General features: G+C 45.4%; 29 protein-coding genes. 13 read left to right on the forward strand and 16 right to left on the reverse strand.

Features of this window, described 5'->3' with window-relative positions:
• Positions 1-9: 9 nt before the first annotated feature.
• Positions 10-1242, reverse strand: coding sequence for a diguanylate cyclase DgcM (gene dgcM / locus ACJHWK_RS16935; RefSeq protein WP_001523166.1), 1233 nt, complete (start codon positions 1240-1242; stop codon positions 10-12).
• Positions 1243-1435: 193 nt separating this feature from the next.
• Here dgcM and ydaN point away from each other — a divergent pair, with 193 nt between their 5' ends.
• From ydaN to dbpA, 4 genes are all read left to right on the forward strand, one after another.
• Complete coding sequence (ydaN, locus tag ACJHWK_RS16940; protein ID WP_211180494.1) at positions 1436-1483, forward strand: protein YnaN; 48 nt, start codon at positions 1436-1438, stop codon at positions 1481-1483.
• Positions 1484-1496: 13 nt separating this feature from the next.
• A complete protein-coding gene (gene zntB / locus ACJHWK_RS16945) occupies positions 1497-2480 on the forward strand; it encodes a zinc transporter ZntB (protein ID WP_000387388.1) in 984 nt (327 codons plus the stop codon).
• 274 nt (positions 2481-2754) lie between these two features.
• Entirely contained in the window at positions 2755-2928 is a 174-nt protein-coding gene (ynaL, locus tag ACJHWK_RS16950) for a protein YnaL (protein WP_001296046.1), read from the forward strand.
• A gap of 29 nt (positions 2929-2957) precedes the next feature.
• Positions 2958-4331: an ATP-dependent RNA helicase DbpA gene (dbpA, locus tag ACJHWK_RS16955; protein ID WP_000123748.1), complete on the forward strand. Its 1374-nt coding sequence runs from the start codon at positions 2958-2960 to the stop codon at positions 4329-4331.
• Between the two features lie 128 nt (positions 4332-4459).
• Here dbpA and ttcA read toward each other — a convergent pair whose 3' ends face one another.
• The 10 genes from ttcA to kilR form a co-directional block, all read right to left on the reverse strand.
• Complete coding sequence (ttcA, locus tag ACJHWK_RS16960) at positions 4460-5395, reverse strand: tRNA 2-thiocytidine(32) synthetase TtcA (RefSeq protein WP_001559049.1); 936 nt, start codon at positions 5393-5395, stop codon at positions 4460-4462.
• A gap of 51 nt (positions 5396-5446) precedes the next feature.
• Positions 5447-6682: a tyrosine-type recombinase/integrase gene (locus ACJHWK_RS16965; protein WP_000040843.1), complete on the reverse strand. Its 1236-nt coding sequence runs from the start codon at positions 6680-6682 to the stop codon at positions 5447-5449.
• Between the two features lies 1 nt (position 6683).
• A complete protein-coding gene (xisR, locus tag ACJHWK_RS16970) occupies positions 6684-6899 on the reverse strand; it encodes an excisionase XisR (protein WP_000079604.1) in 216 nt (71 codons plus the stop codon).
• Positions 6900-6998: 99 nt separating this feature from the next.
• Positions 6999-7187, reverse strand: a complete 189-nt coding sequence (locus tag ACJHWK_RS16975) for a DUF1187 family protein (protein ID WP_001302840.1) — start codon at positions 7185-7187, stop codon at positions 6999-7001.
• Positions 7180-7374: a type I toxin-antitoxin system endodeoxyribonuclease toxin RalR gene (ralR, locus tag ACJHWK_RS16980; RefSeq protein ID WP_072130784.1), complete on the reverse strand. Its 195-nt coding sequence runs from the start codon at positions 7372-7374 to the stop codon at positions 7180-7182. Before ralR ends, ACJHWK_RS16975 begins: the two co-directional genes overlap by 8 nt.
• Positions 7375-7430: 56 nt before the next feature.
• Positions 7431-8264, reverse strand: coding sequence for a recombination protein RecT (gene recT, locus ACJHWK_RS16985; protein WP_000166322.1), 834 nt, complete (start codon positions 8262-8264; stop codon positions 7431-7433).
• Positions 8257-10857 carry an exodeoxyribonuclease VIII gene (gene recE / locus ACJHWK_RS16990; protein WP_098737463.1) on the reverse strand — a complete coding sequence of 867 codons (2601 nt, stop codon included), beginning with the start codon at positions 10855-10857 and terminating at the stop codon, positions 8257-8259. The genes recT and recE overlap by 8 nt, the downstream gene beginning before the upstream one ends.
• 101 nt (positions 10858-10958) lie before the next feature.
• Positions 10959-11234, reverse strand: a complete 276-nt coding sequence (locus ACJHWK_RS16995) for a protein RacC (RefSeq protein WP_000632297.1) — start codon at positions 11232-11234, stop codon at positions 10959-10961.
• A 74-nt stretch (positions 11235-11308) separates the two neighbouring features.
• The gene (locus tag ACJHWK_RS17000; RefSeq protein WP_002431205.1) at positions 11309-11479 is read right to left on the reverse strand and encodes a YdaE family protein; all 171 of its coding nucleotides are present in this window, start codon (positions 11477-11479) and stop codon (positions 11309-11311) included.
• Entirely contained in the window at positions 11479-11700 is a 222-nt protein-coding gene (kilR, locus tag ACJHWK_RS17005) for a killing protein KilR (RefSeq protein ID WP_000560223.1), read from the reverse strand. The genes ACJHWK_RS17000 and kilR overlap by 1 nt, the downstream gene beginning before the upstream one ends.
• Before the next feature lie 441 nt (positions 11701-12141).
• On the opposite strand from kilR, the gene ACJHWK_RS17010 reads away from it, so the two are divergent.
• On the forward strand, positions 12142-12630 hold the full coding sequence (locus ACJHWK_RS17010) for a superinfection exclusion B family protein (RefSeq protein ID WP_001312793.1): 489 nt from the start codon (positions 12142-12144) through the stop codon (positions 12628-12630).
• Here the strand turns inward: ACJHWK_RS17010 and ACJHWK_RS17015 are convergent.
• From ACJHWK_RS17015 to racR, 3 genes are all read right to left on the reverse strand, one after another.
• Positions 12627-12782, reverse strand: a complete 156-nt coding sequence (locus ACJHWK_RS17015) for a YdaF family protein (protein ID WP_001169151.1) — start codon at positions 12780-12782, stop codon at positions 12627-12629. The genes ACJHWK_RS17010 and ACJHWK_RS17015 overlap by 4 nt on opposite strands.
• Positions 12783-12792: 10 nt before the next feature.
• Positions 12793-12927 (reverse strand): hypothetical protein, encoded by a 135-nt coding sequence (locus ACJHWK_RS17020; RefSeq protein ID WP_000233806.1) that lies wholly within the window; start codon positions 12925-12927, stop codon positions 12793-12795.
• Positions 12928-13234: 307 nt separating this feature from the next.
• Entirely contained in the window at positions 13235-13711 is a 477-nt protein-coding gene (racR, locus tag ACJHWK_RS17025) for a DNA-binding transcriptional repressor RacR (protein WP_033561865.1), read from the reverse strand.
• Between the two features lie 123 nt (positions 13712-13834).
• On the opposite strand from racR, the gene ydaS reads away from it, so the two are divergent.
• From ydaS to ACJHWK_RS17060, 7 genes are all read left to right on the forward strand, one after another.
• Complete coding sequence (ydaS, locus tag ACJHWK_RS17030; RefSeq protein WP_000712069.1) at positions 13835-14131, forward strand: toxin YdaS; 297 nt, start codon at positions 13835-13837, stop codon at positions 14129-14131.
• 22 nt (positions 14132-14153) lie between these two features.
• Positions 14154-14576 carry a toxin YdaT family protein gene (locus ACJHWK_RS17035; protein WP_000693797.1) on the forward strand — a complete coding sequence of 141 codons (423 nt, stop codon included), beginning with the start codon at positions 14154-14156 and terminating at the stop codon, positions 14574-14576.
• A gap of 12 nt (positions 14577-14588) precedes the next feature.
• Positions 14589-15446 carry a YdaU family protein gene (locus tag ACJHWK_RS17040; protein ID WP_098737461.1) on the forward strand — a complete coding sequence of 286 codons (858 nt, stop codon included), beginning with the start codon at positions 14589-14591 and terminating at the stop codon, positions 15444-15446.
• A gap of 6 nt (positions 15447-15452) precedes the next feature.
• Positions 15453-16199, forward strand: coding sequence for an ATP-binding protein (locus ACJHWK_RS17045; RefSeq protein ID WP_098737459.1), 747 nt, complete (start codon positions 15453-15455; stop codon positions 16197-16199).
• Positions 16200-16221: 22 nt separating this feature from the next.
• Positions 16222-16983 carry a DUF1627 domain-containing protein gene (locus ACJHWK_RS17050; RefSeq protein ID WP_410234872.1) on the forward strand — a complete coding sequence of 254 codons (762 nt, stop codon included), beginning with the start codon at positions 16222-16224 and terminating at the stop codon, positions 16981-16983.
• Between the two features lie 16 nt (positions 16984-16999).
• Positions 17000-17374: a DUF977 family protein gene (locus tag ACJHWK_RS17055; protein WP_069907426.1), complete on the forward strand. Its 375-nt coding sequence runs from the start codon at positions 17000-17002 to the stop codon at positions 17372-17374.
• Between the two features lie 208 nt (positions 17375-17582).
• Positions 17583-18101: an antiterminator Q family protein gene (locus ACJHWK_RS17060; RefSeq protein ID WP_001586995.1), complete on the forward strand. Its 519-nt coding sequence runs from the start codon at positions 17583-17585 to the stop codon at positions 18099-18101.
• Between the two features lie 30 nt (positions 18102-18131).
• On the opposite strand, the gene ACJHWK_RS17065 is transcribed toward ACJHWK_RS17060, so the two are convergent.
• Positions 18132-19565: a hypothetical protein gene (locus ACJHWK_RS17065; RefSeq protein WP_046788432.1), complete on the reverse strand. Its 1434-nt coding sequence runs from the start codon at positions 19563-19565 to the stop codon at positions 18132-18134.
• The gene (locus tag ACJHWK_RS17070) at positions 19537-20595 is read right to left on the reverse strand and encodes a nucleoid-associated protein (RefSeq protein WP_001586997.1); all 1059 of its coding nucleotides are present in this window, start codon (positions 20593-20595) and stop codon (positions 19537-19539) included. The genes ACJHWK_RS17065 and ACJHWK_RS17070 overlap by 29 nt, the downstream gene beginning before the upstream one ends.
• Positions 20596-20924: 329 nt before the next feature.
• Between ACJHWK_RS17070 and ACJHWK_RS17075 the strand changes: the two genes are divergently transcribed.
• Positions 20925-21080: a Hok/Gef family protein gene (locus ACJHWK_RS17075; protein WP_197731663.1), complete on the forward strand. Its 156-nt coding sequence runs from the start codon at positions 20925-20927 to the stop codon at positions 21078-21080.
• Positions 21081-21209: the final 129 nt, after the last annotated feature.

Raw genomic sequence — 21209 nt, forward strand, 5'->3', positions numbered from 1 at the left:
ATCCGCGGCTTATGCCGCCAGCACGCGGTTGCGTCCATCATTTTTCGCCCGATACAAAGCATCATCAACGCGTTTAAACAGTTCATCGATGCTTTCATTTCCTTCGTGATGCGCCACACCAATGCTGACGGTAAAGCGTGGTAAGCCCGAAATACCCACTTTTGCCACGCTTACGCGGATAGTTTCAGCCAGCGAAAGCGCGGTATCCAGTGGGGTTCTTGGTAGCAATAAGACAAACTCTTCGCCTCCCCAACGAAACACCAAATCGCCTTTGCGAGCGCAACTTTCGAGAGTGCGGGCGAGGGTGCATAACACCTCATCACCTTTAGAATGCCCATAGAGATCGTTAATGTGTTTAAAACGATCGGTGTCGATGAGCAATAAGCTGTAATCCTGAGCGATGGCGAGGTGCTGCATTTGGCCTGGCTCGGTAATGTGATAAAACTGTCGCCGATTCAGTAATCCGGTCATCGCGTCATGGTGGGCAGCATGTTCCAGCTGCTCCTCCAGCCGTTTTTGCTCAGTAATATCATGCACAATACATAACATGAGCTTGTCGCCATAAATTTCAATCGGACCGGCATAGGTCTGCACATGACGAGTCGAACCATCCGCCAGTTTATGAACAAAATTCAAAGGCTTATGGCCACCGGGTAAATGCGAAATTTCATGCATGATAGGCATGACGCGTCGCCCGAGCATATTTATTTCCCAGGTATGTTTCTGGCACATCGTTTCATGGTTATAGCCATAGAAATTGAGCGCGGCGAGGTTAGCATCGACGATTTGGCCATCTCGTGAGGGGTCAATCAACAACATTGGTGCAGAGTTAGTCAGAAAAAAGCGCGCATAAAAACCTTGTTTTTTGCGCTGATAATTTGCCGAGCGACTGGCTTTTAAACCCAGCGTTGCCGGTGCTTCGATACCTTCGAAAATAATCACCGGTTCTGCTTCTGTCAGCTTTCGCAAAACAAGCCGACAGCTCAATGCTGTTTCCTCTTCATTGCGCTGAACGGTGAGGATTTCGATAATATCGTGTTGGTTTTGCAGATCGGAGAGGTATTTCGGCAGTTCTTTTTGTGAGGAGACGGAATAGGGACCGGTTCGTAGCTGACTAAACGTGAGGTCTTGCATCAACAGTCGCGCCGCGCTGTTGGCATAAATTAACTGTTCCTCAAAGGGCGAAACGATCCAGACAGGACTGGTGAGTAAGTCCAGGGTATTGAAGTTGTGCGTAATCATTGAGATCCCGTTATTTTTATCAATTTTTGTTGCTATCCGATCGCAAAAAAGCCACGTCATATGATCAGATAATTCTGATAATGATAGACGCTATTTAACACTTCACACGGTTTGTATATGGAAAAGCATTTTGCTTTTTGTATTCAATTTAGACAGAATTTTATTAATCATTTCAGGGTAATGGGGTGATGAGATGTTGCGTAACAGGGCCAGAAGGCTAGACTACAAAATAATGCGTTGATGATGGAGGCACTGTGGAAGCGATTAAGGGATCGGACGTTAATGTCCCGGATGCAGTATTTGCCTGGATGCTGGATGGTAGAGGCGGCGTTAAACCGCTGGAAAATACAGATGTGATTGATGAAGCGCATCCCTGCTGGCTCCACCTTAATTATGTACACCATGATAGCGCCCAATGGCTGGCGACAACACCGCTGCTTCCCAATAACGTACGTGATGCGCTGGCGGGCGAGAGCACACGGCCCCGAGTCAGCCGTCTCGGTGAAGGCACGCTGATTACATTGCGCTGTATAAACGGCAGCACCGATGAACGCCCCGATCAACTGGTCGCCATGCGTGTATATATGGACGGGCGGTTAATTGTTTCGACCCGACAACGCAAAGTGCTGGCGCTGGACGATGTGGTAAGCGATCTGGAAGAGGGCACGGGTCCGACCGATTGCGGGGGATGGCTGGTGGATGTATGTGATGCGTTGACCGATCATTCCAGCGAATTTATTGAGCAGCTGCACGATAAAATTATCGACCTTGAAGATAATCTCCTTGATCAGCAAATTCCACCGCGTGGATTCCTGGCTCTGCTGCGCAAACAATTAATTGTGATGCGTCGCTATATGGCACCGCAACGTGATGTTTATGCTCGTCTTGCCAGTGAACGTTTGCCGTGGATGAGCGATGACCAACGCCGTCGTATGCAGGATATTGCCGATCGCCTTGGGCGCGGGCTTGACGAAATCGACGCCTGTATAGCACGGACTGGCGTGATGGCTGATGAAATCGCTCAGGTGATGCAGGAAAATTTAGCGCGTCGTACCTATACAATGTCGTTGATGGCAATGGTCTTTTTACCCAGTACCTTTCTGACCGGGTTATTTGGCGTCAACCTTGGTGGGATCCCTGGCGGCGGGTGGCAATTCGGATTTTCAATTTTTTGTATTCTGTTAGTTGTTCTTATTGGTGGTGTTGCTTTATGGTTGCATCGTAGTAAATGGTTGTAACAAAAGCAATTTTTCCGGCTATCTGTATACAAAAACGCCGCAAAGTTTGAGCGAAGTCAATAAACTCTCTACCCATTCAGGGCAATATCTCTCTTGCAGGTGAATGCAACGTCAAGCGATGGGCGTTGCGCTCCATATTGTCTTACTTCCTTTTTTGAATTACTGCATAGCACAATTGATTCGTACGACGCCGACTTTGATGAGTCGGCTTTTTTTTGCCTGTTATTTATCAGCGTCTACCCTTTAAGAGTCCACCCAATGACCGGAGGGAAATATGACGACACTTATTTATTTGCAAATTCCTGTCCCTGAACCGATTCCTGGCGATCCTGTTCCAGTGCCCGATCCGATCCCTCGCCCGCAACCCATGCCTGACCCACCACCCGATGAAGAACCGATTAAATTGTCGCATCGTGAGCGTAGATCTGCGAGGATACGCGCCTGCTAACTTTGCGTCGATGACCACGAGAATAGATTGTGACCGCTTTTTCTACCCTGAATGTTTTGCCTCCCGCCCAACTCACGAACCTTAATGAGTTGGGTTATTTAACCATGACGCCGGTGCAGGCCGCCGCGCTTCCGGCGATCCTTGCCGGAAAAGATGTTCGCGTGCAGGCGAAAACCGGCAGCGGCAAAACGGCGGCTTTTGGCCTCGGCTTGTTACAGCAAATTGATGCGTCGCTATTTCAAACCCAGGCTTTAGTGCTGTGTCCTACGCGTGAACTGGCGGATCAGGTGGCAGGTGAATTGCGTCGGCTGGCGCGTTTTCTACCAAATACCAAAATTTTGACGTTGTGCGGTGGTCAACCGTTCGGTATGCAGCGTGATTCGTTGCAACATGCGCCGCATATTATCGTGGCAACGCCGGGCCGTTTGTTGGATCATCTGCAAAAAGGCACGGTATCACTGGATGCGTTGAATACGCTGGTGATGGATGAGGCCGACCGCATGCTGGATATGGGATTTAGCGACGCCATTGATGATGTCATCCGTTTTGCGCCAGCATCTCGACAGACGCTTCTGTTTTCGGCAACCTGGCCGGAAGCCATCGCCGCAATCAGCGGACGAGTGCAACGCGATCCTTTAGCGATTGAAATTGACTCAACAGATGCTCTGCCACCTATTGAACAACAATTTTATGAGACATCCAGCAAAGGCAAAATTCCGTTGTTGCAACGGTTATTAAGTTTACATCAGCCATCCTCTTGCGTGGTGTTTTGCAATACCAAAAAAGATTGCCAGGCTGTCTGCGACGCGCTGAATGAAGTAGGGCAAAGTGCATTGTCGTTACACGGCGATCTGGAGCAACGTGATCGCGATCAGACCCTGGTACGTTTTGCTAACGGTAGCGCCCGTGTACTGGTTGCGACTGATGTTGCTGCGCGAGGTCTGGATATTAAATCGCTTGAGCTGGTGGTGAACTTTGAGCTGGCGTGGGATCCTGAAGTTCATGTACATCGCATCGGTCGTACAGCGCGTGCAGGAAATAGCGGTCTGGCGATCAGTTTCTGTGCCCCGGAAGAAGCACAGCGGGCCAATATCATTTCTGACATGTTGCAGATAAAACTTAACTGGCAAACGCCGCCAGTTAATAGTTCCATTGTGCCGCTGGAAGCCGAAATGGCAACGTTATGTATCGATGGCGGGAAAAAAGCCAAAATGCGCCCGGGTGATGTATTAGGTGCGCTGACAGGAGATATCGGGCTTGATGGCGCAGATATTGGCAAAATCGCCGTGCATCCGGCGCATGTCTATGTCGCGGTGCGTCAGGCTGTTGCTCATAAAGCATGGAAACAGTTACAGGGCGGGAAGATTAAAGGAAAAACGTGCCGGGTGCGGTTATTAAAATAATGAAATGTTGAATCGCAGGGTGCAAGAGTAAACATCTTATTCGGGATTGCCGGATGCGACGCTGGCCGCGTCTTATCCGGCCTCCATAAGAGTAGCCCGATAAGCTTGCGCATCGGGCGCTATCCGGGTTATTTCACTTCAACCACATTCAGTCGTAACTCATCCAACTGATTTTCATCTTCTTCAGGCTGCCAACCCGCCGGTTGTAGAGGGAGCTCTTCGCGATCAAACGCCAGATCACCCCCGTTAACCACTTCAGAACCGTGGGTAATGCCTTTGAAATCGAACAGGTTGGTATCGCACAGATGCGACGGCACCACATTCTGCATCGCGCTGAACATCGTCTCGATACGCCCTGGATAACGTTTATCCCAGTCACGCAACATGTCAGCAATCACCTGACGTTGCAGGTTAGGCTGTGAACCGCACAGATTGCACGGAATAATCGGGAATGCTTTTGCATCGGCAAAGCGCTGAATATCTTTCTCGCGGCAGTAGGCCAGCGGACGAATCACAATATGTTTGCCATCATCGCTCATCAGTTTCGGAGGCATACCTTTCATCTTGCCGCCGTAGAACATATTTAAGAACAACGTTTGCAGGATATCGTCACGATGGTGACCCAGCGCGATCTTCGTCGCTCCCAGTTCCGTTGCGGTACGGTAAAGAATTCCGCGACGAAGACGAGAACACAGTGAGCAAGTGGTTTTGCCCTCCGGAATCTTCTCTTTCACGATACCGTAAGTGTTCTCTTCCACAATCTTGTACTCAACGCCCAGCTTTTCAAGATACTCGGGCAGAACGTGTTCCGGGAAGCCCGGTTGTTTTTGATCGAGGTTGACAGCCACCAGCGAAAAATTGATTGGCGCGCTTTGCTGCAAATTGCGCAGAATTTCCAGCATGGTATAGCTGTCTTTACCCCCGGAGAGGCAAACCATGATGCGATCGCCTTCTTCAATCATATTGAAGTCAGCAATGGCTTCGCCCACGTTACGACGCAGACGTTTTTGTAATTTGTTCAGGTTGTATATCTCTTTCTTCGTATTCTTTTGATTTTCTTGCATTATTTCAGTTCTCTGGTACTAAATGGGGCAAATTGGGGGCAAACTTTGCAACTACGATAACCGCGCATTCAACATAGCTACCTGTTCGTCGTTCATGTCATCAATCCACATACCGTAAATTTCATACACCATCTGCGCAGTTTCATGCCCCATCTGGCTGGCTATAAATGCCGGGTTCGCTCCTGCCGTCAACAGCCAGCAGGCAAAAGTATGTCGCGTATGGTACGGATTACGGCGGCGAATACCAGCACGTTTTACTGCTGCATTCCATCTCGCACCCAAACTGCTTACCGAGTAATAAGGTTTCTGTTTTCCGTTACACATCCTGGGCATGAAAACAAAATGCAGTTTTTGCTTTTCGGTTCTGCCGTACTCCCGATGATAAAAAGTGATTTCGCTTTTGCGATGATGCCCGGTCAGTTTGTATTGCTCCTTCAGTGCTTCAAGAGCTGGCTGTAGTAATGTTACCGTCCGGATCCCGGCATTTGTTTTTGGGGGACCGAACATATCAAGTATCGTCAGGTTTCTTCTGACATTCACAATTCCCTTCTCGAAATCCACATCCTCCCACGCCAGAGCTGCCAGTTCCCCGTGACGAAGCCCGGAGTAAACGGCAAATTTCCACAAGTTTTGGCTCTGTCCTTTTTCACTTTCCATTAATGCATTGAATTCTGTTTTAGATAACGGGTCAGGCTTTATTCTGTTTCGCTGTAATTTTTTTACTCCTTCAAATGGTTTGGTTGATATAAATCCCGACTGATACGCAAAACGTAACAGCGAACAGAGCAGGGCGATATAGTTATCAACTGTGCGCACGGTTCTTCCTTTTTTGTTGGATCTTGGATTATCCAGGTAAAGCGTTTCTCCATGCAGCAGTTCATTCCGGTAGTTTAAGATATCGCTATAACGAATATATGATATCGGGGTACTTTCACAAATTATTATTCTGAGTGTTTTTAATTGTGATTTCGTTTTCTTCATTGTGTTTGTTGTTAACTCTGTCTCTTTAATTTTTGTCCAGATATCACAAAGCTCCCCGAACGTTTTTATGACTCTCGTTGTCACCATTTTTGCCCCAGTGCTGGACTGGGGAAAACGTCTTAAATACTCAAATTCACCGGAGTTTATTTCATGAACTATCAGCGCTCTTAAATTTCCGGCTTTTTTAATATTACTGTTTGTAATCTCCCAGCCTTTTAATGTTTCCCGACATCGTTTTCCTCGAAACATGAACCAGATGCGAATGTTTCTACCTCTAATCTCGACACCTGTTGGTAATTTAGACATATCATGAGTCTTTGATAAACTGATTTATCTTTGGATAGTTGTACCAGATAATCCCTCGTTTGCTGTCTGGCTTACCTAAAGGAGATACTCGTTTGAAGTGGAAGCCCTCCACCCAACAGTTCTGGCGGTATGCTTCAATTTGTCTGGCCCCCAGACCAGTGCGAAGCATCAGGCCGTATTCAACCATCCACTCTTCATTAAAGATTACTTGTGCCATCGCATCACCTCTGGCAGGCGCCAATGTTAGACTGAAATTGACGCCTGATGTTGATTATTAATAATCAGCTATGAAGTTTTAATTTGAATACAATGCAATTCACGAGGACTGAAGTTTCTCGCAATTAAAATTTATCAGTTTTACTTTCTGCTCTCTGGAAACGCCTGCTTCTTTTTTACCTGAGAGCATTTTTTCGCATTCTGATTTCGTTAGTTTAGATTTTGAATATCTTGTCCAGTTAGTAGGAGTGCCACCTTCCTTTTCAATTGTAGCGGTAATTTTATACATGAACGCCTCCATTAATATTTTCAGTGGTTCGTTTATTCCATCTTTCGAGCGCTTCTTTTTCACTTCCACCATAGCCAGTTCGGGATTCGCATCCGTTGCATTTTGCCCGGTAATATCCTGAAATGTCTTTCACCGTTACTGATGGACAACCACAAAACGGACATGGTTTAACATCGTCATATCTCAAAGTTTTTGTCATAAAAACTATCTCACGTTGGCGGTGCATTACACCGCCAGGCTGGATTATTCTTCTGGATTATCGATTACACTGTATTCCCCGGCTATAACCGATATGTCGTCTGGATTAATTGTTTCCACCTCTTTTCCATCCATCGATACTGCACGCTGGATTTCAATAGATACCGGCAGATACTTGAACAGTTTTCGTATCACTGTCTTTTTGGCCATGTCTTCAAAGTGTTCATCCCAGATGGACGACGCCCCTTTTGACGCTGCGTTTTTTGCCGCCTTGCTGTGTGTGTCGCGAACTTTTTCTACTTGTTTGCGGGTCATGACTTCAAACTGCACTCCTCCGTCTTTCAGTTTTGCAACAGCATAGACATGGGTTATAGGGGCATCTTCGTTTTCACCGGGACGATGAACCAGTTTTTCATCAAGGCCAAGTTCATAGCTGAATTCATCACATTCACGGACAACACGAGCTGACAGACTGATGATTTGACCTGATCGACGGGCAAGGTCGATCATGCCGCGATAACCGATGATCAGCTGTACGTTCTTCTTACCGTTTTTTGCTTTTCCGTTGCCGAACGGTAGCAGATATGCATGACCGAGGGCGCTACCTGGCTCAAGTCCGAGCTGTGAACACTGTACGATGGCACCGATAAAACTCGTCGAGTCACAGTTTCTTAGTTCCGGTACTTTACGGATTTCTGTTGTAGCAATGCGGATCATGCGTTCCGCTGTCATGTGACGTGGCAGAGCTGCTGCCAGTTGCGCTTTCATTGCCGGGCTGTTAATCACGCACAGCACATCCTTATCGTTAACTGCTGCTGGTGCACGGTTTCCCTGAGTTTTTTGCAGATCGGCTTTTGCGATAGGTGGTTGCTTAGTCATTTGCATACTCCTTAGCCCAGCGGGGCAGTGATAACGTCTTAATAGCTGGCCATTCATCGGTATTTAGGCAGTCAGCCAGGGTCCGCAGATTGCGGTGATATTCCTGCTGGCCTGCCAGTTTTGCTTCTTCGCCCATCATGAAAATCTCAACCGGATAACGTCCGCATTCAACAGTTGTGCTGGCAACCAGAAAAACGAAAGTTGGCTGCACACCAAACTGTGCTTCATAACCGTCACTGTAGAATGCATCCTGAACGTGATAGCGGTAGTCGTAATAAGACGTTTTGAATCGTTGAATATCCGCTGTGGTTTTCACGTCCATGATCCAGTGAAATTCAGGAATAATTTTGTCCGGACGGCACCGACACAAAATTCCTGTTTCCGGATCTTCCCAGTAAATTGATGATTCAGCGTGTCCGGCGCTTTCAACAAGCCATTGCCCCAGCGGCAAAGCCATAACGCTTTGATACATGAGTTCAATTTTCCGGCCTTCTTCCGCAGTGATAACCGTTTTTCCTGTGCTTGCGCATTCCATCAGAAACGCTTTCTCTTCTTCTTTTCCGGCGTTTGTACGGCGGTTAAATTCAGGTGCTACGATAAAGCGGTTACTAAATTCTTCCGGTTCAAGTACCCGGCAGTGGAAAGCGGTTCCTAAATCGAGCGTTTTTGTCTTTGTAGTGTCCACGGGGGCATTTTTACGCCACAAATACAGTGCCGGAGTATCAGCAATGTCATCGAGCTGAGACTTACTGACACCGGGACCCGCGTGGTAATTCTCATTCGAAATTCCGTAATAAATACCGGGCTCTATGTCTTCTACGATTACGGGATCTGCGACTTCGCCAGTTTCATCACTGCAATCGCGATGCGGATCGCTGCCAGCATTCTCATTGTGCGGATGTTCAGCGCCTTCCATTTCCTCCGGATCTTTTTCCTTAGCTTCAACCTGATTCTCTTCACCGAATGTTTCCTGGTATGTTGCGTCGCCCGTCACCGCCCCACAGTCAGGGCAGTTATCTCCGCCAGTCTGACCGCAGGCATTGCAGACTATTTCCGGTTCCTGTTGCACTACTGCCTCAGGTTGTTTCACATCCGGGCTGGTTTTTTCCGTTTCTGGCTGGTTCTGGTACACAGAATCGCGAGTCTGGATCCCCTTAACCCATTTCGGATCGTTCGGGTCGCTAATTCCGTCAACAAATTCACCACGTGATGCAGCAAGCAATTTATCGGCATCGACAGGATTTTTTGATGGAATGTTTTTCCGGGCTTCATGGAGTTCTGCCCGCAGTTCCTGATATTTCGCATCAACAGAATTTACCTGTGACTGAGCATCCAGCGGCTGCGTGTCCTGATGATGTTCAGTTGCGTCCGGTTCCATTGTTTCAGCCTCTCCCTGTTCATCTGCCGTTGTTTCAGATGGTTGCGGTTTTTCTTCATCATCCTGTTTTCCTTCTTCTGTTACACGCTGCGGCATCGGGGCAGAGGAGCGACCGCAGGCAATATCCACGATTTCCGGATCAGGGTTGGCATGATCGGTTTCAGTCAGTACTTTGTTCAGATATTCAGTGACGTGCGCGGGGATGACCTCGATCCCAATTGGTGCTTCTTTCACGGACGCAACCACGATGGCGCGTGAATAATCCAGCCCGCCAGGCATGGTGATGAATTTGTCGCGGAAAACAGAAAAGGGCGGTTTATTTTCAGCGATAATTTCCTCAATGCGTTTAGCGTGTGCCGGATGAAGGTTATAGATGTCCACGTCCATTGAACGGGCCAGTACGCCAGTGGCTACGTCGCGCGCCAGTGACGTCAGATCGTGTACGAAACCTTCGCCGCGATCGGTGAGGTTTCCGCCGCCAGCATTAGCACCGGAAGCCGTGCGAGTGATGTGTGAAACACGATTACCCTTCATCCACTCTTTTGTCAGCAGTCCTCGATCGGTGTAGTCAGCGTTCAGGTATGCTTCGAAAAAAGCAGTTATCAGTCCCAGGTTTGAATTACCAGGATTAGGGAAAACTTTGTCAGTGTCACGAACCAGTTTGTGGAGTTCGCGAATTTCCAGCGGGTCGAGCAGGCTGGTTTTGTGGGAAACAGCCAGGGCAGTAACAGCCGGTAGTTCTTCAGCCCGAGCAATGTGTAATGCCTGGAGTCCGTCGCGTGAAACGTGCGTTACCGGTTTTTCGCTGCCGTGTTGAGCAAGCCAACGAATGGGCAGTTCCTGGCCAGAAATTGGGAGTAGCATATTCTCCTCAATCTCAGTCATGTCTTCGCCGTTGACGTTGGTATTGCCTTGATAGTGAGCGTTGTCTGGTGCTGCTCCCGGTTTTAGTTCCCATGTCATGGAGTCTTTGCTGAGTTGATAGCGTTCACTCCAGGTAAAATCGATCTCACCTTCAGCGGGCAGGTCATTAACGACAGGAAAATTCGTGGCAACAGCTTTAAAATAGCTGCTCAGTTTTTTACCTGACTTAACGATCAGGTAGTCCAGAGTGGCACAGGTCGATTCAAAATCGTTGCTTGCCCACAGGACGACGTCAGGTTCACCGGATGATTTTTTCGCTTTCCGTAACAGGAAGAGTGGTTTTGTGCTCATTGTTTTTTAACCTCAACTCAGATTAAAATTCGTTTTGTTCAGTGAATGATCTTGCCGGATACACACTGTTCATAGCCTGCGCCATACGCAGGCTATTTCTTTCAGATTTCACCTTTTAATTTCATTGCAATTAGAGTTGCCAGAAATTCGGCTTTTTTTTCTGCGGGCAGATTCTTTCCGATATGCACCAGGCACATTTTTTTGACACCTTCATCAAGTGTTTTTACGTTGCCTGATGGACCATCGATATCAACCACAGTGAATGGGGTTTCTTTATTTTCTGTTTTAATTACGTAGCCAATGCGCTTTCCTTCCAGATTCACCTCGTGAACAATGTCATCGGTAGTTACAACAGTGGCTTCATAATTGGTAATCATGTTTTTCTCCTTAATTAAGGTTGAGCGAATACCTGCCATTTCTGGCATAAATTCAGTTTCGAATAGTCAATTAATTAAAGTTCATGTGCCATCTGGTCTTTTTCGGCACAAACTTCACTGCAATATTTTCTCGGTTCGTCTTTTGATAAAATCCCGTGCATGAAGTGAAGCATTCTTTCAATAGCTTTGCTTTCTTCAACGTCTTTTTTGCAAAGGTGGTAAGCACATTTTATTTTCTTAGTCATCACCATGACTCCGCCTTTACAGGTAAACCATCACGACCGAGGAAGACTTTAATCATGCGGTCAGTAATGCATGTTTTTGTGGTCAGGTTACGAATATATAGTTTTCGCTTTTTAATATTGTTTGCCGAGGCAATATATGTCCGGCCTTCATGAAGAACATAATCGCCAGGAGTCACACACTGACGTGGTATTTCATCAGTTCCGAAGTGATGTGCAATCATAATTATCTCCATTTTTACAAATGAACTTTGTTGATGCGGTGCCTGGTGCCTCCAGGTGACTGCAACCAGTTAACAATTACAGTCGGCTTTCCCACCCAAACCAATAAGGACTAACATGACTTTTAACTGTGCCACGTGCGTTTAGCCGCATTCACCGCATCACAAAATTCACTTTAAAAAGGGCGGACATCAGCCGAACTTCAAGAAAAAAACTGATGCCGCCAGGACTACACACAGCAATGTCGTTATTTACAACCGGAGGCGCACTCCCACCATTTAAATTTAACAGACAAGACCGACTCTTTATGGATATCGGAAATGCGCCTTCGTGTTGTGCCCGGTTTTATTTCACCACCTCCGGGCTTCGGTGGTCTCGGCTATACCCCTACAGCGAGAGCTTGTGTTAACATTTCAATACCCTTACAGTTGAGAGTTATTGATATGTTGGATGTATTTACTCCATTGTTGAAACTTTTTGCTAACGAGCCACTCGAAAGACTTATGTATACGATTATCATTTTTGGTCTCACTCTCTGGCTGATACCGAAAGAGTTTACTGTCGCATTCAATGCTTATACTGAAATACCTTGGCTCTTTCAGATTATCGTTTTTGCCTTTTCTTTCGTGGTCGCCATTTCCTTCTCAAGATTGCGAGCACATATTCAAAAGCATTATTCATTACTACCAGAGCAACGAGTATTGCTTCGTTTATCTGAGAAAGAAATCGCTGTATTTAAAGATTTCCTTAAAACAGGAAATCTTATTATCACTTCTCCTTGCCGTAACCCGGTTATGAAAAAATTAGAACGGAAGGGCATCATTCAACATCAGAGTGATAGCGCAAACTGTTCTTATTATCTCGTCACCGAAAAATACTCCCATTTTATGAAGTTATTCTGGAACAGCAGGAGTAGACGTTTTAATCGTTAGCTTACTGTGTGCTTCTCCAACCATCGGCGCGCACCAGTTTCGGTTTTAAATGTTTTGCTTTTGGTATACGTCATGGCAGTGAACGTTCCATCCTGGTTGGGGAACACGCCGCACACCAGGGATTCGTTGTTGCCGAGGTCGATTTTTTGCATTTTTCGCACCTCACATTTTGTTGTTGCGGATAGAGGCTTCTGCCTGCCAGAGATCCCAGTCGTTGCTGCGTAGAGCCTGTACAGCCTGGCTGTAAGTGATATCGCAACAATCCATCAAATACTGAACTACTTCGTAATGCACCATCTTATCTCTCCCCTTAACGCCGGGTGGCGGAACTAACTGCTGCACTGCAAAATTTGAATCCCGCCGTCATGTTCATACGCCTCGGGCTGGCTACTTAACCCCTTACCACTGCCTGGTAACTCGAAGTATTGCCCGGCGTTCTGTGGGGCGGGGTGGGTGGTATGCTGGAACTATAGGTAATGCCTAATTGATTGTCAATAGGCTATGCCTAATGTTTTGGGCGTAACCTAATAGGTGATGGCGACAGGAGAAAGTGATGGGGGGTTAAATAACGGAATCCAGGAGTTTTCCGTCAGACCATATAAGTTTAAGTTCCAGTTTTTGTGATGTTCTGGCTTTTCCGTTCAGATTCTAGAGCTTTCAGATACTTACCCACTTTCATTTCCATCGCTGCTATGTAGGCGCGAACATCGTGGTCAACCCAATCTGGTTCTGTAGCATTTCCAGATAACAGGAAAGCTACAATCGCTCTTATTTCATCAGAGGCTGCTTGATAAAGGTTGTTTATATCTAAAAGTTCACTTTTTGTATCTGAATTGGTGGGGGTTGGTATGGGGTATTCGTTAAGCCCCCAATGCTCTGGACCAACAACATCAGAAAAGAAACGCCATAATTCTGGAAGTTTATCTTTACTTATGGAGCCTTTCTTAATCCAGTCATAAATTGATGGTGGTTGGATTTTGAAGTGGCGTGCGACCTCCGCCTTTGATTTGACGGATCCCGATGCGATTTTTTTGTTAATGGCCTGCTCTATCGCTCGGCCTAAGTCTTTACCACTAAGCATTGCTTAATATTCTCCTATGCTCATTGCATTAGGCAATCCCTATCTTTATCGCATTAGGCATAGCCTATTGACATTTATGTTAGGCGTCGCCTAATATTTCTGTGTGTTTTTGGAGTTCATTCGATGAAAAAAGAGAACTATTCATTCAAGCAAGCTTGTGCTGTTGTCGGTGGGCAATCAGCAATGGCTAGGCTTTTAGGTGTATCACCTCCAAGCGTAAATCAATGGATCAAAGGGGTACGTCAATTGCCTGCCGAGAGATGTCCAGCAATTGAACGAGCAACAAGAGGTGAGGTTCTGTGCGAAGAGCTTCGTCCTGATATTGACTGGTCATATTTACGACGTTCGGCATGTTGTTCGCAGAATATGTCAGTGAAGCAACTAAATGACAGTAACAAATCCTCATTTGATCATACCTGAAACATCAAGAGGCAAATGATTCATGAAAATCAAGCATGAGCACATCGAATCAGTGTTGTTTGCCCTGGCAGCCGAAAAAGGGCAGGCATGGGTAGCCAATGCAATTACTGAAGAATATCTGCGCCAGGGGGGCGGCGAATTGCCCCTGGTTCCAGGCAAGGACTGGAACAATCAGCAGAATATCTATCACCGTTGGTTGAAAGGTGAAACGAAAACGCAAAGAGAAAAAATTCAGAAGCTGATCCCAGCAATTCTGGCAATCCTTCCGCGCGAGTTGCGTCACCGACTCTGCATCTTCGATACCCTGGAACGCCGTGCATTACTGGCGGCGCAGGAAGCGTTAAGTACGGCAATTGATGCGCATGATGATGCAGTCCAGGCCGTTTACCGGAAAGCGCATTTCAGCGGCGGCGGTTCTTCCGACGATTCTGTCATTGTTCATTAAGCAAAAGTTTCCATGCTGTTTGTGCTTATTCTAAGCCACCGGGCAGCATCATACGGGGCAATTATGGCCGCATTACCATACATGCAACTGTACATAGCTGATTACCTGGCTGACACCATGCATTTGTCAGCAGAGGAGCATGGTGCGTATTTGTTGCTGATGTTCAATTACTGGCAAACAGGAAAGCCAATACCTAAAAACAGGCTGGCAAAAATTGCCCGTCTGACTAACGAGCGATGGGCTGATGTTGAACCATCCTTGCAGGAGTTTTTTTGCGATAACGGCGAGGAATGGGTGCATCTTCGGATTGAGGAAGATCTGGCATCAGTCAGGGAAAAATTAACCAAAAAATCAGCCGCAGGAAAAGCATCTGTTCAGGCCAGAAGAAGCAGAAAGGAAACAGATGTTCAAACAAAACAAGAGAGAAATTTAACAGGTGTTCAAACAGATGTTGAAGTGGTGTTTGAACATGATGTCAACACAAAGGCAACTAATAAAGATACAGATAAAGATCTAAAAACAGATCCCCCCCTAAATCCCCCCCGGGGGAATCGAGGTGTCAAAAAGTTTGACCCTCTGGATATTGCTTTGCCGAACTGGATTTCTGTCTCGCTTTGGCGTGAGTGGGTTGAATTTCGCCAGGCATTGCGAAAACCGATTCGAACGGAGCAGGGCGCTAACGGGGCGATACGGGAGCTGGAAAAATTCCGCCAGCAGGGTTTTTCACCTGAGCAGGTGATTAGACACAGCATTGCCCATGAATACCAGGGCTTGTTCGCGCCGAAAGGCGTTCGGCCTGAGACGTTGCTTCGACAGGTTAACACCGTCTCGTTTCCGGACAGTGCGATCCCACCAGGCTTCAGGGGGTAACGAAGCATGAAAAATATTGCGACAGGCGGCGTTCTGGAACGTATCCGCAGACTGGCCCCGCCACATGTAACCGCGCCATTCAGGACGGTGGCGGAGTGGCGCGAGTGGCAACTTGCAGAAGGCCAGAAACGTTGTGAGGAGATCAACCGTCAGAATCGTCAGTTGCGGGTGGAAAAAATTCTGAATCGCTCTGGCATCCAGCCATTGCACCGCAAATGCTCGTTTTCGAATTACCAGGTGCAGAACGAAGGGCAGCGATACGCGTTGAGTCAGGCGAAATCCATCGCTGATGAACTGATGACCGGGTGTACAAATTTTGCGTTCAGCGGAAAACCTGGTACCGGGAAGAACCACTTAGCGGCAGCTATCGGGAATCGCCTGCTGAAAGACGGTCAGACAGTGATTGTGGTTACCGTGGCTGATGTTATGAGTGCCCTGCACGCCAGCTATGACGATGGGCAGTCAGGCGAAAAATTTTTGCGGGAACTGTGCGAAGTGGATCTGCTGGTTCTTGATGAAATTGGCATTCAGCGCGAGACGAAAAACGAGCAGGTGGTACTGCACCAGATTGTTGATCGCCGGACAGCGTCGATGCGCAGCGTGGGGATGCTGACAAACCTGAACTATGAGGCCATGAAAACATTGCTCGGCGAGCGGATTATGGATCGCATGACCATGAACGGCGGGCGATGGGTGAATTTTAACTGGGAGAGCTGGCGTCCGAATGTCGTCCAGCCAGGAATTGCGAAGTAATTTTTACCGGGAGAAAAATTTAATGGAGACTGTTTTTGACGCACTGAAAGCAATGGGAAAAGCCACATCCATAGAACTTGCTGCGCGACTTGATATCAGTCGTGAAGAAGTGCTGAACGAACTATGGGAACTGAAAAAGGCTGGTTTTGTTGATAAAAGCGCGTACACCTGGCGTGTGGCTGATAACAATGTTCAGCAGGAACAGCCAGCGCAGGCAGAACTGCCGGAAGAAATCACCACAGCAACAGTAGCGAAAATCTCAGAGTGCGATTTAACCGCGACGATTGAACAACGAGAACCACAAACGGCTGATGAGCTGGCTACATTGTTTGGTACCACATCACGCAAAGTGGCTTCAACGCTGGCAATGGCAATCAGCAAAGGTCGTCTGATTCGCGTAAATCAGGGCGGTAAATTTCGTTACTGCATACCGGGCGATAATTTACCAGCAGAGCCGAAAGCAGCATCGGTAGCGGAAACTGATGGTAAGGCCTTTCCTCAGACCGCAGGTGTTGCGTTACCAGTACAGGAGGCTGCAACACAGGAAGATATTAAAACAGAAACTGTGGCGGACATTGTGCAGTCGCTGCCATCGTTTACTGAAACGCGAGCGGATGACCTGGTTTTACCATCACTGCATATGGCAAACCGCGAACTGCGTCGGGCGAAAAATCATGTCCAGAAGTGGGAGCGTGTCTGCGCCGCGCTGCGTGAGTTGAACAAGCACCAGGATATTGTCCGTCAGATTGTCGATTCCTCCAGTCGTATTGTGTCGGAAAAGTGATTCTAGGGGAGGGCTTATGGCAAAAGTATTAACACAGGAAGAGCGAGAAAAAATTAAAGGGCAGATTGTTGATCTCGTACGCCAGAGTGAGCGAGAGACGTTACGACAACTGGAAGCTAAAACAGGGGCAACCAGATATCTGATAAGTATTCTCGCCAAAGAGCTGGTTTCGAGTGGTTACGTATACAACTCTGGCTACGGGTTATTCCCGTCTGAGCAGGCACGTAAAGACTGGCAAAACGCCAGCAAAAAACTCTCGAGTGCAAAGTCGAAGGAACCGGTTATGGTTGATCCTGACCTTATCTGCTCGTTATCTGACGGAGAAATACGTCGTTACGACAGGCGTCATAATATAATTTGTAGTGAGTGCCGTAAAAGAGAAGTTATGTAGCGTGTACTGGCGTTTTATCGGGGAAACTTTCAAGAGGTGCTGTTGTGAGCCAAATTAATAATCGGAACTTGGTGAAGTGAAAGAGAAAGCATAATCCAAATCTGAATAATTAAATTCAGCACTGTGAATAAAATAGAGTCCTTAACCGGAGGAATTCCTGCACTCTCAAATCATCAGGAGGCCGCCCGAAAAGGCGGTGGAGATAATAATGGAAATAACTAAAGAACGATTATTGGAAATAGCAAATCTTAGTGATGGGGCATTAAGTGATGGGAGAATTATTTCTCCTGATGCTTATGAATCAGTTACAAGTATAGAAATAATAACGATGGCTAGGATGCTTCTTGCGCGCTTCAAAAAAGAATATAAAAAACAGGTAGATAGCAATGCTAATATATATGATATTTTGGACGGTTGGGGAGCCTGGGCTGTAGCTGAAAATAGTTCTATTGATTGGCAGGAAATAGCTGATAAATATAAAAATGTTGTTCCTCATGGTAAAAAATCACGTCGTCAGTGCAGCAATGATGAAGGGGGTATAATTGATACCTGCATGTTGAGGCTTAAACAATATAGGATAGATGACTATGAGTTAATTATCGCTCATTTTGTTATGGGAGTTTCATTGCGTTGTTTAGCTAAGATAAACGAATGTTCAGATGGTAAAATAAGGAAAAAAATGCAAATGGCAATGGGATTTATTGCAGGTTGTATCTATTACCGTTGATTTTTTAAGGCGAGTTTCTCTCGCCTTAAATTAACTACAGTAACTATTGATTAAGTGAGAACTGAGCCAAGAGGTAATTGCATTCGTAGCATGTTCATCAAGCATTGAGAATCCTAATATGATCATTATAAATGAAATCAGCAAAGTCAGAATCACAACGAATGTGGCTATAATCTGATAAGCTTTGTATGCCTCTCTTAATGGTGTGACTGCAAGATTCTCATAGTCAGTATCATCAAGAAAACCATATAGTTTATCTCTCCAGACTAGCCTAGTATTATCAAGTATCTTAAAGTAATTTTTATTTATGAAGAGAGTTGTAACCTGAGATATAAAAATATATATAGATAACGCGAAGAACATATATGGGAATATGTTATTGGTTATATTAATCTTTGATGCGTCTAGCGCATATTTTATTGCAAATAGACTTATAACCAGAGCCAGATCTTTCCAAAGAGCGGATGTGATGTCTTTAGACTGACTTATTATTTTTTGCGTGTCTTCAGCTAAGGTTTTCCTTAGATCGGACAGAGATTTAATAGTCTCTCTGCTGCTAGCGCGAATGTGGGCCTTATATAGTAATTTTGCTGACTCAAAGGCCATAGGGAGTTTTTTTGGTAAACCCTCACAGAAGGATACATACTCTGGCCATTCTCGTGCTAACTCACTTGTGAAGAAAGTATGTTTGAGTTCAATCTCATTGCCCTCAATAAAGATCCAGTTTATTACAGTTTGTAAAACTGAATAGTCGGAAAGCAGAATGTCTGGATCTCCATAAATTAATTTTTTTGGTGGCTTTCCAGTTAAACAAATTGATTTCTTTTCATCTGCTAATAATTCATTAACGAGAGTGCGACAAAGCATATTGCAGGAAACTTGTAACCATTTTTTGAAAAAGTTGTCCTCTGCCTCAGGCATTTTATAAAGTACCCAAGGAGCTATATCAGATGCAGGCATGAACTCACTAGAATAGAATTTAACGTAGCTCTGTAAATTGATTGAAGTTCGTACGGTTTCATTAGGTTCAATTTTTTCTGGAGCATGGTTCCATGGCTCAACAGAATATCCTAAAGTTTCAAATCCATGTTTCAAACCGAGAATATTCACTTTATTGGTTATTGATACTAAATCATCATTGTGTAGAAAAACATTCCACCCTTCGAGCGTAAAAATATACCTGTTATTTTCGAATGCAATGCATTTTAGCGTAATGTTAAGTTTATCACCTTCACTGCATGACGATGGTTTTACTTCATCATTACAGTCATCTTTAACAGTAATTTCAATCCAATTTGGTACGTTTTCGTAAACGTACTGCCAAAGAATGAGTGCATCTTTGTCCATTTTGGCAGAAATTAGAACGCGCGCAGAATCATTTTTTATTGATTCTGATGCCAAAAATTCAGGGTCTTTCCTTGACGCCTGTATAGACTCATCGATTTTTTGAAGTATCGATGTCATCAGTAATAATCCTCGCAGTAGTAACAATAATTTGTTTTCGCCCATCATCTAAGTTTCTTATTTCTGGACGGTCATCTTCATTATAACTAATTACTACACTTTCTGCAGTTTCAATTTTTCGTCTTGGTGGTTTATGAATGCCATCTGCTTTTATAGTAAAGGATTCGCCTTCAATACCAGCATTTTTTGTTTGAGTTTTGAATGTGTTGAGAATTGGTGATTTTTCATCTAACGGCCCAAAAATGCTGGTCAATAACGGAGAAGCATCTTCAGGATTATATTCGAAATCAGCTCTGCTTAAAACTTCATATATTTTATTTACGCCGCTTTTTTGAATTGACTCTGGCAATAATTCTTTATGCCTTTTGAAGGTTATTTTCAGCGCATCAATAAGCTTATTGCAAAGTTCAATTTCAGAGTTGACTCTTTTAACATTTAAGAAGCCTTTAAAATATCCTGAAATATTGGTTCTTTTACTCCTGTCTTTTACAATAACTTTCCCGCCTTTCCCACTTGGATCAAGTTGAATTAACGCTATTTTTTGCATTGCCTCAGCTTTTTTTACGAAAGTTTCATGAAATCTTTCTAAAGTAGGCATTTGTTCTTCAGATAACTTTTCGTCAAGAACATAACGAACCACATCTTCATTATCGTATTTTATAATTGCATAGAATTTTTCCTTATCTGAAACCAATTCAAATAAGAAAAAGCATCCCATACTCGTGTTACCGCTAGAATGGTGTGACTGAAAATCACTGGCCAGTAGCTTCGATTGTTCTGTAAAACAATTAGCTTCAGCATCTGCTTTATCTCTAATGATACGCAGGATTCTTTCGGTATTTGAATTCTCCAGAAAAGTGAAAAGATTTCCTTTCAGTGAAGATTTGATACGTTCAAGAAAAAAATCCACATGCTGAACTGGTTTTATTTCTTTGAGAAGTGTCGGTGCTTCAAGATTCTTACCTACAACGTGAAAGATCATTTTATTAATGACTAAATTTTGTACGTCTTGTTCAGAAAGGAAACTCATCCTGACTCCATAATCAAGCAGATTAGAACTATGACTAGTCTAGTATATGCATCTTTTGGTGCGTACGCAAAAGTTCTTAAACTCAAAATGTTATCGCGGATAGATCTTTGTAGAGTCAGTGATTGGCGCAGGTAGGTGGTAACAGCAGACAAATAGCTGCGGATACTTGAGGCTATCTGCCTCGGGCATGAACATCAAAGGCAGATAGAGAAAAGCCCCAGTTAACATTACGCATCCGGCAAGACGCTTAACATTAATCTGAGGCCAATTTCATGCTTTGCACATGTAGGTTAGCCTCTTACGTGCCGAAAGGCAAGGAGAAGCAGGCTATGAAGCAGCAAAAGGCGATGTTAGTCGCCCTGATCGTCATCTGTTTAACCGTTATAGTGACGGTACTGGTAACGAGGAAAGACCTCTGCGAGGTACGAATCCGAACCGACCAGACGGAGGTCGCTGTCTTCACAGCTTACGAACTTGGGGAGTAAGAGGACCGGCGGGGAGAAATCCCATAAGCGCTAACTTAAGGGTTGTGGTATTACGCCTGATATGATTTAACGTGCCGATGAATTACTCTCACGATAACTGGTCAGCAATTCTGGCCCATATTGGTAAGC

Source organism: Escherichia sp. WS547 (assembly GCF_046486065.1).
GTDB classification, from domain to species: domain Bacteria; phylum Pseudomonadota; class Gammaproteobacteria; order Enterobacterales; family Enterobacteriaceae; genus Escherichia; species Escherichia coli.

Bases quoted from the DNA above. Each gene is read 5' to 3' on its own strand.
- ydaS (WP_000712069.1), top strand. From the start codon at position 13,835: ATGAAAAAAGAGAACTATTCATTCAAGCAAGCTTGTGCTGTTGTCGGT.
- ACJHWK_RS17010 (WP_001312793.1), top strand. From the start codon at position 12,142: ATGTTGGATGTATTTACTCCATTGTTGAAACTTTTTGCTAACGAGCCA.
- ttcA (WP_001559049.1), bottom strand. From the start codon at position 5,395: ATGCAAGAAAATCAAAAGAATACGAAGAAAGAGATATACAACCTGAAC.
- ACJHWK_RS17050 (WP_410234872.1), top strand. From the start codon at position 16,222: ATGGAGACTGTTTTTGACGCACTGAAAGCAATGGGAAAAGCCACATCC.
- ACJHWK_RS17020 (WP_000233806.1), bottom strand. From the start codon at position 12,927: ATGGTGCATTACGAAGTAGTTCAGTATTTGATGGATTGTTGCGATATC.
- recE (WP_098737463.1), bottom strand. From the start codon at position 10,857: ATGAGCACAAAACCACTCTTCCTGTTACGGAAAGCGAAAAAATCATCC.
- recT (WP_000166322.1), bottom strand. From the start codon at position 8,264: ATGACTAAGCAACCACCTATCGCAAAAGCCGATCTGCAAAAAACTCAG.
- ACJHWK_RS17070 (WP_001586997.1), bottom strand. From the start codon at position 20,595: ATGAGTTTCCTTTCTGAACAAGACGTACAAAATTTAGTCATTAATAAA.
- ACJHWK_RS17040 (WP_098737461.1), top strand. From the start codon at position 14,589: ATGCTGTTTGTGCTTATTCTAAGCCACCGGGCAGCATCATACGGGGCA.
- ACJHWK_RS17035 (WP_000693797.1), top strand. From the start codon at position 14,154: ATGAAAATCAAGCATGAGCACATCGAATCAGTGTTGTTTGCCCTGGCA.
- ACJHWK_RS17000 (WP_002431205.1), bottom strand. From the start codon at position 11,479: ATGACTAAGAAAATAAAATGTGCTTACCACCTTTGCAAAAAAGACGTT.
- ACJHWK_RS17060 (WP_001586995.1), top strand. From the start codon at position 17,583: ATGGAAATAACTAAAGAACGATTATTGGAAATAGCAAATCTTAGTGAT.
- ACJHWK_RS16965 (WP_000040843.1), bottom strand. From the start codon at position 6,682: ATGTCTAAATTACCAACAGGTGTCGAGATTAGAGGTAGAAACATTCGC.
- ynaL (WP_001296046.1), top strand. From the start codon at position 2,755: ATGACGACACTTATTTATTTGCAAATTCCTGTCCCTGAACCGATTCCT.
- ACJHWK_RS17055 (WP_069907426.1), top strand. From the start codon at position 17,000: ATGGCAAAAGTATTAACACAGGAAGAGCGAGAAAAAATTAAAGGGCAG.
- kilR (WP_000560223.1), bottom strand. From the start codon at position 11,700: ATGATTGCACATCACTTCGGAACTGATGAAATACCACGTCAGTGTGTG.
- ACJHWK_RS17015 (WP_001169151.1), bottom strand. From the start codon at position 12,782: ATGCAAAAAATCGACCTCGGCAACAACGAATCCCTGGTGTGCGGCGTG.
- dgcM (WP_001523166.1), bottom strand. From the start codon at position 1,242: ATGATTACGCACAACTTCAATACCCTGGACTTACTCACCAGTCCTGTC.
- ACJHWK_RS17045 (WP_098737459.1), top strand. From the start codon at position 15,453: ATGAAAAATATTGCGACAGGCGGCGTTCTGGAACGTATCCGCAGACTG.
- ACJHWK_RS16975 (WP_001302840.1), bottom strand. From the start codon at position 7,187: ATGTATAAAATTACCGCTACAATTGAAAAGGAAGGTGGCACTCCTACT.
- ACJHWK_RS16995 (WP_000632297.1), bottom strand. From the start codon at position 11,234: ATGATTACCAATTATGAAGCCACTGTTGTAACTACCGATGACATTGTT.
- ACJHWK_RS17065 (WP_046788432.1), bottom strand. From the start codon at position 19,565: ATGACATCGATACTTCAAAAAATCGATGAGTCTATACAGGCGTCAAGG.
- ACJHWK_RS17075 (WP_197731663.1), top strand. From the start codon at position 20,925: ATGAAGCAGCAAAAGGCGATGTTAGTCGCCCTGATCGTCATCTGTTTA.
- xisR (WP_000079604.1), bottom strand. From the start codon at position 6,899: ATGGCACAAGTAATCTTTAATGAAGAGTGGATGGTTGAATACGGCCTG.
- racR (WP_033561865.1), bottom strand. From the start codon at position 13,711: ATGCTTAGTGGTAAAGACTTAGGCCGAGCGATAGAGCAGGCCATTAAC.